Source organism: Dysgonomonas sp. HGC4, assembly GCF_001261715.1.
Taxonomy (GTDB): domain Bacteria; phylum Bacteroidota; class Bacteroidia; order Bacteroidales; family Dysgonomonadaceae; genus Dysgonomonas_A.
Genome location: NZ_CVRU01000191.1, coordinates 1 through 14,289, shown reverse-complemented (window position 1 = coordinate 14,289; position 14,289 = coordinate 1). Strand labels below are relative to the sequence as shown.

General features: G+C 37.7%; 8 protein-coding genes. 7 read left to right on the top strand and 1 reads right to left on the bottom strand.

Translation table 11 applies throughout. The annotated features are described in order from the left end of the window. The first annotated feature begins 76 nt into the window (after positions 1-76). The 7 genes from HGC4_RS17660 (at position 77) to HGC4_RS17630 (ending at position 12,891) form a co-directional block, all read left to right on the top strand. Positions 77-2,728, top strand: a complete 2,652-nt coding sequence (locus HGC4_RS17660) for a glycoside hydrolase family 3 C-terminal domain-containing protein (RefSeq protein ID WP_185099988.1) — start codon at positions 77-79, stop codon at positions 2,726-2,728. A gap of 172 nt (positions 2,729-2,900) precedes the next feature. Beyond that, positions 2,901-5,024: an alpha-glucuronidase family glycosyl hydrolase gene (locus HGC4_RS17655; protein ID WP_050711462.1), complete on the top strand. Its 2,124-nt coding sequence runs from the start codon at positions 2,901-2,903 to the stop codon at positions 5,022-5,024. Positions 5,025-5,100: 76 nt separating this feature from the next. Further along, positions 5,101-6,276, top strand: a complete 1,176-nt coding sequence (gene uxuA, locus HGC4_RS17650; protein ID WP_050711461.1) for a mannonate dehydratase — start codon at positions 5,101-5,103, stop codon at positions 6,274-6,276. Positions 6,277-6,292: 16 nt separating this feature from the next. Then, positions 6,293-7,108 carry an SDR family oxidoreductase gene (locus tag HGC4_RS17645; protein ID WP_050711460.1) on the top strand — a complete coding sequence of 272 codons (816 nt, stop codon included), beginning with the start codon at positions 6,293-6,295 and terminating at the stop codon, positions 7,106-7,108. 193 nt (positions 7,109-7,301) lie between these two features. Next, complete coding sequence (locus HGC4_RS17640; RefSeq protein ID WP_050711459.1) at positions 7,302-8,393, top strand: efflux RND transporter periplasmic adaptor subunit; 1,092 nt, start codon at positions 7,302-7,304, stop codon at positions 8,391-8,393. A gap of 102 nt (positions 8,394-8,495) precedes the next feature. Continuing rightward, positions 8,496-11,543, top strand: a complete 3,048-nt coding sequence (locus HGC4_RS17635; RefSeq protein WP_050711458.1) for an efflux RND transporter permease subunit — start codon at positions 8,496-8,498, stop codon at positions 11,541-11,543. A gap of 31 nt (positions 11,544-11,574) precedes the next feature. Beyond that, positions 11,575-12,891, top strand: a complete 1,317-nt coding sequence (locus HGC4_RS17630) for a TolC family protein (protein ID WP_050711479.1) — start codon at positions 11,575-11,577, stop codon at positions 12,889-12,891. A gap of 34 nt (positions 12,892-12,925) precedes the next feature. Here HGC4_RS17630 and pdxY read toward each other — a convergent pair whose 3' ends face one another. Next, entirely contained in the window at positions 12,926-13,750 is an 825-nt protein-coding gene (gene pdxY / locus HGC4_RS17625) for a pyridoxal kinase (protein ID WP_050711457.1), read from the bottom strand. Between the last annotated feature and the right edge of the window lie 539 nt (positions 13,751-14,289).

Below are 14,289 nucleotides of genomic sequence, written 5' to 3'. Positions count from 1 at the left end.
GTCACAGGCCTTTTTATTATCCATATAGATATAAACAGTAAGTAACAATAGGTCGCAGACCTTAATAATGATAATTATGAAAATATTTAAAAACTTAAAACCTTTTTTGCTTGGTCTAAGCATCCTAACATTGACGGGATGCAACAGCAAAAAGATTGAACCTTATCAGGACACCTCTCTTTCTTTTGAGGAAAGAGCCTCCGATCTTGTATCACGAATGACGTTACAGGAAAAAGTAGATATGCTGCGATACGATTGTCCCGGAGTAGAACATCTGGGCATTCCTGCTCATAACTTCTGGAATGAGTGCCTGCACGGTGTTGCCCGTTCGGGTAAAGCAACCGTTTTTCCTCAGGCAATCGGTATGGCTGCCATGTGGGACAGTGACGAAATGTTTGGTATTGCAGACGCTATTTCGGACGAAGCACGTGCCAAACATCACGAGTATGCTTCGAGAGGTAAGCGTGGTATTTATCAGGGATTAACTTATTGGACTCCGAATATCAACATTTTCCGTGATCCACGTTGGGGACGGGGAATGGAAACATACGGAGAAGATCCTTATCTGACTGCTGAGCTGGCTGTTCCTTTCATCAAAGGATTGCAGGGAGATGACGATAAATACCTTAAACTGGTAGCTACTGCCAAACATTTTGCCGTTCACAGCGGACCCGAATCTACACGACATTCGTTTGATGTATGGCCTAACGATTACGATCTGGAAGAAACATATCTGCCTCATTTCAAAAGAACCGTGCAGGATGCCCATGTATATTCGGTGATGTGTGCTTATCAGAGTTTCAGAGGAGCACCTTGTTGCGGTAATAAGTTTTTGGAAAGCATGCTTCGTGAAAAATGGGGATTCAAAGGGTATATTGTTTCCGATTGTTGGGCGATTCGTGATTTTTACGAAAAAAATGCTCATCACATAGTATCTACTCCCGAAGAAGCGGCTGCAATGGCAGTAAAGGCAGGCACAGACCTCAATTGCGGTGATACTTATATACATTTGGTAGCCGCTGTTGAGCAGGGTTTAATTACCGAAGCCGAATTGGATGTTTCGGTTCATCGTGTGCTCCTTGCCTTGCTTAAACTCGGCATGATGGACAATGATAAAGATGTAAAATACGCTCAAATACCTTACGATGTAGTAGAAAGTAAAGAACATCAGGCATTATCATTGGATGCTGCACGCAAATCAATGGTATTACTAAAGAATGAAAATAATCTATTGCCTTTCAGCAAAGAGGTGAAAAAGGTAGCTGTTATAGGACCCAATGCAGATGACTTAGAGGTACTGCTGGGAAACTACAACGGCTACCCTACTAATCCTAAAACCCCGTTAACAGGGCTGCGTGAAAAACTACCGAATGCAGAAGTCGTTTATGCCCAAGGGTGTGCTTTGGCTGAAAAACTACCCTACTTTGAAGCCATCCCTTCCGAATATTTATTTACGGATGCAAGTAAATCTCAAAAAGGTCTTAAGGCTGAGTATTTCTTCAATATCAAATGGGAGGGAAAACCTGCACACTCGCAAATCGATCCGAATGTAGATTTTATCTGGTGGACAACTGCTCCTTTCAAAGACATGAAATACGATCAATTCTCTGTACGATGGACAGGTGTACTTGTACCTCCCACATCGGGTGAATATGCTTTAGGAGGTGAAGGTTTCTCAGGATTCAACCTATATTTGAATGACTCGTTAGTTACCAAATGGAAAGATGTACACCATCCTCGTAAAGTATATGAATTGATGAAACTGGAGGGTGGAAAAGCCTATAATATTCGCTTAGAATATGTTCAGGATAATACCGAATATGCCATTATGCGCTTGCTTTGGGGCACACCGAAACCAAACTTAAAACAGGAAGCTATTGATTTAGCAAAATCATCTGATCTGATCGTACTTTGTATGGGACTAAGCCCCTTATTAGAGGGTGAAGAAATGCCTGTAAAGGTAGAAGGCTTTTCGGGTGGCGACCGCTTGGATATAAAACTACCGAGTACGCAAACCGATTTGATTCGTGAGATTCACAAATTAGGAAAACCAACCGTATTGGTATTTTTGAACGGTAGTGCATTAGCATTCAATTGGGAAGCCGAAAACATGCCTGCCATTATCGAAGCTTGGTATCCCGGGCAAGAGGGTGGAACTGCCCTAGCCGATATTATTTTCGGAGATTACAATCCTGCCGGACGTTTACCGTTGACATTCTATAAGGATATCAATCAAATACCTGCTTTCAGCGATTATGATATGACAGGCAAGACATACCGTTATTTCAAAGGTGCTCCACTGTATGAATTTGGTTATGGATTAAGTTATTCCACTTTTGAATACGCTATCAAAAATGCACCCGAAACAATCAAGTCTGGTGATAACATAACTATTTCGGTAGATGTAAAAAACACAGGCAAGATGGATGGTGACGAAGTTGTTCAACTCTATGTTTCCCTACCCGACAGCAAATTGAAAACTCCCATCAGAGCTTTGCAGGGATTCAAACGTATTCACTTAAAAGCAGGAGAAACCAAAACCGTTGAATTCACTGTAACTCCAAAACAAATGGCCGGACGTGATAAAGAAAATCTGGCTCAGGTTTCTACAGGTAAAGTATTACTTTCGATCGGAGGAAAACAACCTGACAGCAAAGCCATCAATTCGAAACAAGTGGTTCAAAAAGAAATTCAGATTACTGGAAATACGTTTTATATCAAAGACTAATTCCATTTAAAAATAATATCCATTGAGTTAAACACAAAGATCACTAAGATTTTTCACAAAGAACACTTCTAAATAATGACTAGAAAAAGCTTTCCGTGCTTTGTGCATTGACTTTGTGTACTTTGTGTTTAACAAAATGGTGTACTTTAACAGGTCTGAAACCTTACAACTTATGAAATACATAATAAACGCATTGATTCTTTTTCTGTTCGCCTTTTCGCTTTTTGCGGAAGAGGGGAGCAAACTATGGTTAAGATATACACCTCCTGAAATACTTTATGATTTTTCGAAAGTAACGATGGATGAAAACAGTCCTACTTTAGATAAAGCTCTTAATGAACTTTCTATTGCATGGCAATCTTTCTCAGGAAAAGATATACAAATAAGCCAAACAATCGGTAATAGTTCTTTGATTATAGGAACTTCAAAGAGTAAAAATATAGCTTCTATTATTCCACAAAAAGACTTTGATGGTTTAGGCAAGGATGGGTACATTATCCGAGATATAAATAGGGGAGGCAAAAATAGTATTGCCATTGCATCGAACACTGAGATAGGGTTACTTTACGGAGTATTCCATTTTCTGCGATTGATCCAAACAAATCAATTGTCAGCATCTGTAAATATCGAAGAAACTCCTAAATACGATATCCGCATCCTTAATCATTGGGATAATCTGGACAGAACTGTCGAAAGGGGTTATGCAGGATATTCGCTCTGGAAATGGGATGAATTACCCAATACTTTATCGCCACGATACGAAGCGTATGCCCGTGCAAATGCCTCAATAGGTATAAATGCAACGGTTTTAAATAACGTAAATGCCAGTCCCCAAATACTGAGTAAAGAATATCTGACCAAAGTAAAAGCTTTAGCAGATGTATTCCGTCCTTATGGTCTAAAAGTATATTTGGCTGTTAACTTTTCATCCCCTAAACAGTTAGGAGGACTACCCAATTCCGATCCATTAAACACAGAGGTTATAAAATGGTGGAACGATAAAGCAAAAGAGATATACAATCTGATTCCCGACTTCGGAGGTTTCCTAGTAAAAGCCAATTCCGAAGGATTACCGGGTCCTCAAGATTACGGGCATACTCATGCCGACGGTGCCAATATGTTAGCAGATGCTTTAAAACCATATAACGGAATAGTGATGTGGCGTGCATTTGTTTACAACCCAAGCAATGAAGACAGGGCAAAACAAGCCTATCTGGAGTTTATGCCTTTGGACGGGCAATTCAGAGATAATGTAATCATACAGATCAAAAACGGACCTATTGATTTTCAACCTCGTGAACCGCTCAGCCCATTATTTGGAGCTATGCAAAAAACGTCCGAAATGGTAGAATTTCAGATTACACAAGAGTATCTCGGGTTTTCGAATCATCTGGCTTATTTAGCACCCTTATTCAAAGAAACACTCGACAGTGATACCTATTCAAACGGAGAAGGTTCTACTATTTCTAAAATAACAGACGGTACATTGAGACCTCATACACTGACCGCCATTTCAGCCGTTGCCAATATCGGCGAAGATACTAATTGGTGCGGACATCATTTTGCCCAGTCCAACTGGTACGCTTTCGGGCGATTGGCTTGGGATAATCAATTGACCTCGGAACAGATTGCTGATGAATGGATAAAGATGACTTTCTCTAATAACAAAGACTTTGTGAATCCTGTGAAAGATATCATGCTAACATCTCGTGAAGCAGTTGTTGACTACATGATGCCGATGGGCTTACATCACATATTTGCTTTCGGACATCATTATGGCCCTGAACCTTGGGGAAATGTGCCTAATGCTCGCCCCGATTGGATGCCTTGGTATTATCACAATGCCGACTCTATCGGACTCGGATTCGATCGTACTACGACAGGAAGCAATGCTGTTTCGCAATATTTCTCGCCTTTGAAAGAAATTTATAATGATCCATCACGTTGTCCTGAAAATTTACTACTTTGGTTTCATCATATACCTTGGAACTATAAGATGAAAAACGGAGATATTATGTGGGATGAACTATGTTATAAATACGACTCAGGAGTTCAACAAGTCAGAAGCTTTCAGAAAACATGGAATCAAATGCAGCCATATATAGATGAACAGCGTTTCAATGATGTAAAATCGAAATTAGAGATACAATCACAGGATGCTGTTTGGTGGAAAGATGCGTGTCTGCTTTATTTTCAGACATTTTCTAAACGTCCAATTCCTTCAGATATAGAACCGCCCATGCACAAATTGGAAGAGTTGAAGAAGATAAAACTGGATATGAAACATCACAATTAAAGCAGTAAACCTATGTATTCATCTAAAATAGGATGAACACATAGGTTTGCTACTACAAACTATAATTATTAGAATCATGGAAAAAACTTGGAGATGGTTTGGTAAGAAAGATAAAATAACCCTTCCAATACTCAGACAGATAGGTGTAGAAGGAATAGTGACAGCTCTACATGATATACCTAATGGCGAAATCTGGACTTTAGAAGCTATTCTCGATCTGAAAAAGTATATTGAGGATACAGGACTTCGGTGGTCAGTAGTTGAGAGTCTGCCTGTTAGCGAAGCTATCAAATATGCAGGAGAAGACAGAGACAGATTGATCGAAAACTACAAAATAAGTCTGGAAAATCTGGGTAAAGGAGGTCTTAAAACAATATGCTACAACTTTATGCCTGTGATCGACTGGATTCGTACTGATCTGGAATATCCTTGGGAGGATGGAACTTCATCTCTTTATTTCGATAAAACCCGATTTGCTTATTTCGATTGCTATATTCTTCAACGTGAAGGTGCAGAAAAAGATTATACAACCGACGAGTTAGCACGGGTCAAAGAACTTGGTAAAACAATAACCGAAGCCGAAAAAGATGCTTTAATAGATACTATTATCGTAAAAACACAAGGTTTTATAAATGGTAATATCAAAGAAGGAGACAAAAATCCCATAGCTATTTTCAAACGCCTGCTTTCGCTGTATGATGGGATAGACCGTGATACATTACGCCAAAATATGAAATATTTCTTAGAACAGATAATGCCTGTCTGTGAAAAATATGGTGTGAATATGTGTGTACATCCCGATGACCCACCCTATCAGATGTTAGGATTACCTCGTATCGTGACCAGTGGTGATGACATTAGCTGGATTTTGAAGGCTGTCGATAACCCCCATAACGGATTGACATTCTGTGGTGGATCGCTAAGTTCGGGAATACACAACAATGTACCGGAATTGGCCGCTCAATTTGCTTCACGCACGCACTTTGTGCATCTCCGCAGTACCGATATTCTTGAAAATGGAAATTTTATAGAAGCTCCCCATCTGGAAGGAAGAGGACATTTGATTGACGTAGTCAGAGTATTCGAAAAGGAAAATCCTTCGCTTCCCATGCGTGTCGATCACGGTCGTTTGATGTTGGATGATGGCGAAAAAAGATATAATCCCGGTTATTCATTTTATGGGAGAATGTACGCCCTAGCCCAATTAGATGGTGTGATGGCAACAATAAATAATGATTTGAAAATACAATAAATAAAAACACAATAAGATGAACGAAATATTTAGTATTGCAGGTAAAGTTGCTGTCATTACAGGGGCAGGAGGCGTTCTTGGTGGTAGCATAGCAAAGAGTTTTGTAGAGGCAGGCGCCAAAGTAGTTGCCATAGATATTCGTCAGGAACAACTCGATGTAAGGATCAAAGAGCTTACCGATCTGGGAGGCGAAGCGATCGGAATCATAGGTAATGTGCTTGATATAGAAAGTCTCGAAAAGGTAGCACAGGAAATCCTCGCCAAATGGGGACGTATTGATATACTTCTGAATATAGCCGGTGGTAATATGCCGGGAGCAACATTAGCACCCGATCAGGCATTTTTTGATATGAAGATAGCCGATTGGGAAAAGGTAACCAGCCTCAATCTGAATGGCACGGTTTATCCATCTATGGTATTCGGTAGAGTAATGTCAGAACAAAAAAGCGGAAGCATTATAAACATCTCTTCTATGGCTGCCTATTCGGCTATTACACGAGTACCCGGTTATTCGGTTGCAAAAACAGGAATCAGCAATTTCACTCAATGGTTGGCTACCGAGATGGCGCTGAAATATGGTGATGGTATACGAGTAAACGCATTGGCTCCCGGATTTTTTATTGGAGATCAAAACAGAGCCGTACTTATCAATCCCGACGGGTCTCTGACCGAACGAAGTCAAAAGGTTTTAGCAAAAACACCTATGAATCGTTTCGGAGACATTACGGAACTGAACGGAGCCGTGCAATTTTTGTGTAGTCCTGCCGCCAGTTTTATTACAGGTGTTGTTCTTCCTGTAGATGGTGGATTTTCAGCCTTTAGCGGAGTATAAATAATTTACATCATAAAATAAAAACCGCCTGTTATTAGGATTAATAACAGGCGGTTTTTTACTTTATTTATATCTGTCTGTTATTTTGTTTGTAGAATAATTAAATAAATTCGAATACCAGATTAAACCTTTTGTCTTTATATTTGTCAAACACCTTACGTAGTTACACAATTGTCCCTTACTGATTATATTTATGAATAAAAAGGCTAAAATAGCACTGATAATTGCTATCGTATTGATAATTGCCGGAATGGCATTTTACCCCAACATAAAAAACATGCTCCCATTGGGAAATAAAGACTCTCAAATACTTGGAGGGGATAAAGGAGGAAGTAGAGAACAAAGATCATTGAATGTAAATGCTCAGGTATTAAAATTTGAGAATTTAAATGATGTTTTTCGAACAAAGGGAATATTGATTCCCGATGAAGAAGTTGATTTAGCATTCGAAACCTCTGGGAAAATTACTGAGATTTATTTTAAAGAAGGATCTTTCGTCAAAAAAGGAGATTTATTAGCCAAAGTAAATGACAGCCCTCTACAAGCAGAACTAAAGAAACTCGAAGCTCAAAAACCTCTGGCTGAAGATCGTGTTTTTCGTCAAAAATCACTCTTAGCAAAAGATGCAGTAAGTCAAGAAGCATACGAATCAGTAAACACCGAATTAGGTAAATTGCATGCCGACATAGAATTAGTAAAAGCAAAGATAGCTCAAACTGAACTTAGAGCACCTTTTACGGGAGTTATCGGTCTACGTCTTGTGAGTGAAGGTGCTTACGCTACCTCTTCAACAATTATCTCTAAGCTCACAAAAATATCTCCCCTTAAAATCGAATTTTCGGTCAACGAAAGACAAGCCAATGATATAAAAGCAGGCACTCCCCTTATTTTCACCTTAGATAATGATCTTAATAAATATAAAGCTTCAGTATACGCTATTGAGTCCAATCTGGACAAGCAAACACTTACTTTAAAAGCCCGTGCCATTTATCAAAATGAAGGAGGCAAATTAAAGCCCGGACACTCTGCTAATATTGAGATACAATTACAGGAGATAAAAAACACATTAGTTATTCCCAGTTTATCAACAGTTGCCGAAATGGGACGAGATATTGCTTATATCTATAAAGATGGAAAAGCGCATCAGGTAGAATTAAAAAAAGGAATGAGAACAGCTTCTTCAATTCAGGTCTTAGATGGGCTGAAATTGGGAGATACTCTTCTTGTTAGCGGAGTTATGCAATTACGAGATGGAATGCCAGTCACACTCGATAATATAGATTAAGGTCTAAAAGAACCTTTTTTCTATTGTTATTCAAGTTTCCAATCGGGTAATAAGGATAGCTAAGTTGTTGTTTTCAAGTTACGATCTAAAGTTTACATACATATGACTATTTCAGAATTAAGTATACGTCGTCCCGTTCTATCAACGGTATTTATGCTAATTATCTTCATTTTGGGGATGATTGGTTATACTTATCTGGGCGTTCGGGAATATCCTAATATAGATAACCCTATTATTACAGTAAGCGTATCTTATCCGGGAGCAAATGCTGAAATTATAGAAAGTCAGATAACCGAACCTTTAGAGCAAAATATCAACGGTATTCCAGGTATTCGCTCACTTGTAAGTAGTAGTAGTCAAGGTTCGAGCAATATTACGGTTGAGTTTGAATTAAATGTTGATCTGGAAACAGCAGCCAATGACGTACGCGATAAAGTTTCACGTGCACAAAGATATTTACCTCGTGATTGTGATCCTCCGACTGTATCGAAAGCTGATGCCGATGCCAATCCAATCATACAAATGACTATTCAGAGTGGAAAACGATCTCTACTCGAATTAAGTGAGATAGCCGAACTTACTGTTAAAGAGCGTCTGCAAACCATCCCCAATGTGAGTGCCGTTGAAATATGGGGGCAGCATAGATATTCGATGCGTTTATGGCTCGATCCCGTTAAAATGGCTGCCTATGGAATAACTCCCATGGATGTAAAAAATGCTATTGATAAAGAAAACGTCGAACTGCCTTCGGGAAGTATAGAAGGTGACAAAATAGAACTATCGATCAGAACACTCGGATTGATGGAGACACCCGAGGAGTTTAACAACCTCGTTGTCAAAGAAGATAATTATAATGTTGTTAGATTCGGGAATATCGGTACAGCAGAACTAGGACCAGAGAATCAAAGAAACATTATGCGCAAAAACGGCATACCCATGGTTAGTGTCGTTATCATCCCTCAACCCGGAGCCAATCAAATAGAAATTTCAGACGAAACAATGCTTCGATTGGAACAAATGAAAAAAGATTTGCCCGATGATATACAACTTGGAATTGCTTTTGACAACACTAAATTCATCAGAACATCTATCAGCGAAGTAGAAGAAACAATCTACATAGCTTTTCTTCTGGTAGTAATAATTATATTTCTCTTTTTACGCGACTGGCGTGTCACATTAGTGCCCTGTGTGGTGATTCCGATATCATTGATTGGTGCTTTCTTCGTAATGTATATTGCAGGATATTCTATTAATGTCTTATCCATGTTAGCCGTTGTTCTGGCAGTAGGATTGGTAGTTGACGATGCCATTGTGGTCACAGAAAACATTTATCTGAAGATAGAGGACGGAATGGCTCCACTTGAAGCTGGTATAGAAGGTACTAAAGAAATTCTTTTTGCCGTTATCTCTACAACAATAACATTAGTAGCAGTATTTTTCCCTATTGTCTTTCTTGAAGGTATGACAGGGCGTTTATTCCGCGAATTTAGTATGGTTATTGCAGGGTCTGTAATTATTTCATCCTTTGTCGCTCTTACTTTTACCCCAATGTTAGCCACTAAATTGCTAAAAAGGAATGATAAACCGGGATGGTTCTACCGCGTTACCGATCCTTTCTTCAAAGGGCTGAATTCTTTATATAGTAAAGGTTTAAATTACTTCTTAGCTCATAAATTTCTAGTATGGCCTATCATAATAATCACATTTATAGGAATTATCTTTCTAGGTAAAAATATACCATCAGAAATGGCTCCATTAGAAGATAGATCTCAAATATCGATAAGAGTGAGTGCCCCCGAAGGTGCTACATACGAATTTTATAGAGATTATATAGAAAAGGTATCTCTGATAGTTGACTCAGTAGTACCTGAACGGCTGTCTAATATTATGCGTGCCAGAAGTGGTGGCGGAAATATAACTGTGATACTACCCGATATTCACGATCGCGAAAAGAGTCAGATGGAGATAGCCGATAGACTTTCTCCCATACTTCGCAAGGAAACCGAAGCCAGGGCTTTTGTTCAACAACAATCTACTTTTGGAGGACGTCGTACAAGTATGCCTATTCAATACGTTTTGCAAGCCCCCAATATTAAAAAGTTGGAAGAGTTTATACCTCTATTTATGCAAAAGGTAAATGAAAGCCCTTTATTTCAGATGGCTGATGTAAATCTGAAATTTACGAAACCCGAAACCCGAATAAAAATAGATAGAGATAAAGCTGCCTTATTGGGTGTCAGCACTCGCGATATTGGGCAAACGCTTCAATATGCACTGAGCGGACAGCGTATGGGCTATTTCTATATGAATGGAAAACAGTATCAGATATTAGCAGAAATAAATCGCCAACAACGAAATACTCCATTAGATTTAAAATCGATATATGTCAAAAATCTAACCGGAAATATGATTCAATTAGATAACTTGGTAGAACTCGAAGAGAGTGTAGCACCTCCACAACTATATCGTTACAATCGTTTCAACTCGGCAACCGTATCCGCAGGATTATCACCAGGAGTAACAATAGGTGCAGGACTAAACGAAATGGATCGCATAGCAAAAGAAACTCTGGATGAGAATTTTCGCACAGCATTAGCTGGCGATTCTAAAGATTTCAGAGAAAGTTCTTCAAGCCTTATGTTTGCATTTCTATTAGCCATAGTACTTATATTCCTCATATTAGCAGCGCAGTTCGAAAGCTTCAAAGACCCTCTTGTCATAATGCTTACCGTACCATTAGCTATTGCAGGTGCATTGCTGTTCATGTATATTGGAGGTATTACAATGAATATATTTAGTCAGATAGGTATTATTATGCTCATTGGTTTAGTTGCAAAGAATGGTATTCTTATAGTCGAATTTGCTAATCAACGTCAAGAAACCGGCATGAATAGACTTGAAGCTATTCGAGGAGCATCAGTACAACGCTTACGCCCTATTCTTATGACCAGTTTTGCAACCATATTAGGTTTATTACCATTGGTATTGGCTAATGCCGAAGGTTCAAACGGACGTATTGCAATGGGTATTGCTGTAATTGGAGGGATGACTATCTCTACATTCCTTACAGTATTTATTGTACCTGTTATGTATTTATATATATCTACTGATAGAACAAAGAAGCCTAAAAAAAATGAAGAGAAAGCTTAAGGCTTTGATTAAATTTGATTTTTTTGAAATTATGAAGAAACATTACATTATTATATTACTGTTCGCCCTACCCTATTGTCTATTTGCGCAGGATGTTTTCGATTTAAAGCGCTGTATTGAAATAGGCTTAGATCGTAATTATGAAATAAGAATAACCCGCAATGATGAACGTATATCCGATAATAATTTAACCATAGGTAATGCCGGATACCTACCCTATTTAAACCTAAATAGTGGTTATTCGGGAACGGTAAATAATACGGAACAGCGTTTAACTTCGGGAGATATAAATAAGAATAATGGCGTGCATAATCAGGCATTAAATGCCGGTATTAATTTAGATTGGACTGTTTTTGATGGATTTAATATTCAGGCAAATTATGGGCGCTTAAAAGAACTTCAACAAATAGGAGACTTAAATACAAGATTAGCCATTGAAAATTTCGTGATGAATATTTCCAATGAATATTATAATTACATACAACAAAAGATAAGGTTAAATAACCTTAGATACGCAGTAAAACTATCGAGAGAACGTCTTAGAATAGTAGAGGCTCGTTACAGTATAGGTGCGGGATCGAGACTCGAATTACAACAAGCAAAGGTAGACTTCAATGCAGACAGCTCGATGCTGATCAAGCAAAACGAAGTTATATTTACTTCCCTTGTACAAATCAATCAACTGATGGCGATGGATGATGTAGAACAACCTTTATCAATCACTGACTCTATCATTGACTTTAATCCATTTCTTAACAAAGATGATATCTGGAGAAATTTACAAGGTTCGAATGTTTTCCTTCAATTATATAAAAGAGACAAAAACATTAGTGTTCTCGATCTGAAAGCCATACAAAGTCAGTACTTTCCTTATGTAAAAGTAAATGCAGGATACGGAGTCACTCAAAACATGTATGAGGTAGGCTCTTTTGACCGTCAGAAAAACTTAGGCTTTAACTATGGTGTTACTGTCGGATTCAATATTTTTGACGGTTTTAATAGAGAGCGTAAACGTAAAAATGCCGTAATAGAAGTTCAAAATAAAGAGCTTGAATATCAACAAGTAGAACTTTCTCTACGAACCGATCTTTCGAAAATGTGGATGGCATACCAAAATAACATGGAACTTACCAATCTGGAGAAAGAGAATCTCCAAACCGCCCAAGATAATTATACAATTGCTCTCGAACGTTATAAACTGGGTGATTTATCTGGTATAGAATTGCGTGAAGCACAAAACAGTTTATTAGAAGCCGAAGATCGGCTCATACTTGCACAATACAACACTAAGCTTTGCGAAATATCATTAATTCAGCTTAGTGGAAAAATGCTGTCTTACATATATTAAATTATAATGAGGGTGAAAGGTTATACACGATCTTTCACTCTCTGATATATTTCAGTAAACATTCGGCATTCATTTCATCCATCCCTTTTTCTACTATATAACCAAGCACACTGCTTATTGTTTCTGAAGCTATTATAGCAGCAGCAACAATATCTCTACCCTTAGCTAGCTGTGATGCAAAAATCGCCGTAAAAAGATCTCCCGTACCTACTGTATCAATATCTATATTGTATGAGTAAATTCGTTCTATTCTATCTCCTTCTATCACAATAGTTTCAATCTGTCCTTCGGGGGTATCTTCTAAATGACAACCTGTTGCAATTATAATCTTTTTGGCTAAAAGTGAATTGGCTTTTACAGACTCCTTAATCTCCCCTATTGTAGATATTTTACGTTGAAGAATATATTCCAGTTCAAAAAAATTGGGCGTTAGTATATCACAATGAGGAATAAGAGTAGCCATCAACTTTGCCGCGACACTTTCCGGAACATAAAGTCCCGTACTTATATCACCCATCACAGGATCACAGATATATAACTTTTCGGGGTACGCTTTTTTTATTCTTTGTATAAACTCTGACGAAGAGAGTAAAATATCTTCAGAACCTATATACCCTGTGATAGCACAAAATGTAGAGTTCAAGACATCAATCTCTTCGATTCCCAGAATCAGTTCTTCAAAAAATTCTTTTGAAATAGCTTTTCCATGAATGGGTCTATGCCCTGTATGTGCTGATAAAAAAACTGTTGGAAACGAAATCACATCTAATCCATGTAATTGGATTGCCAACTCTGCAATATTATTTCCTACATAACCATATACAACCTTACTTTGTATAGAAAGTATTTTATTTTTCATTATAAGAATCTGTTTCTTTCGAAGATTATAATATGAATGTACGAAAAATAGTAATAGTATCTAAATTTTCTCATATTTTTCCAAATAGTGCTCCATGATCACCTAATAAGAATTGCTAAACAGATTTTGATTATAGTATTAATCGATTTATTTTTCGACGTAAAGAGTGGAATTTGTATAAAACACGGTCATAAAGAATGCCAAATACTAATATTAAAACAACCCTTTTCTTTACAATCAGTCATATACTCCCTTTATAGAAAATCACTGAACCAAGCCAATCTTCGAAACATATTTTTATTCAGATCCTAAACATGCTATAAAACATAATAAATATCACACACAGGCACAAACTACTATAAACATCTAAATGTGAAAACATTAAAACAACACATAAATGCTCATACTATTATCTTCAGAAAATAAATTATGAATTTACCATTTCCATTACAATCTAATAGTATCTTCTTTTATCACTTAATCCTTTCATTACGTGATGATATTGACAAATTACATTCCATATTTTATCTAATACAATT

Excerpts from the sequence above, each read along its gene's own strand:
- HGC4_RS17645 (WP_050711460.1), top strand. The coding sequence starts at position 6,293 with ATGAACGAAATATTTAGTATTGCAGGTAAAGTTGCTGTCATTACAGGG.
- pdxY (WP_050711457.1), bottom strand. The coding sequence starts at position 13,750 with ATGAAAAATAAAATACTTTCTATACAAAGTAAGGTTGTATATGGTTAT.
- HGC4_RS17655 (WP_050711462.1), top strand. The coding sequence starts at position 2,901 with ATGAAATACATAATAAACGCATTGATTCTTTTTCTGTTCGCCTTTTCG.
- uxuA (WP_050711461.1), top strand. The coding sequence starts at position 5,101 with ATGGAAAAAACTTGGAGATGGTTTGGTAAGAAAGATAAAATAACCCTT.
- HGC4_RS17660 (WP_185099988.1), top strand. The coding sequence starts at position 77 with ATGAAAATATTTAAAAACTTAAAACCTTTTTTGCTTGGTCTAAGCATC.
- HGC4_RS17640 (WP_050711459.1), top strand. The coding sequence starts at position 7,302 with ATGAATAAAAAGGCTAAAATAGCACTGATAATTGCTATCGTATTGATA.
- HGC4_RS17630 (WP_050711479.1), top strand. The coding sequence starts at position 11,575 with ATGAAGAAACATTACATTATTATATTACTGTTCGCCCTACCCTATTGT.
- HGC4_RS17635 (WP_050711458.1), top strand. The coding sequence starts at position 8,496 with ATGACTATTTCAGAATTAAGTATACGTCGTCCCGTTCTATCAACGGTA.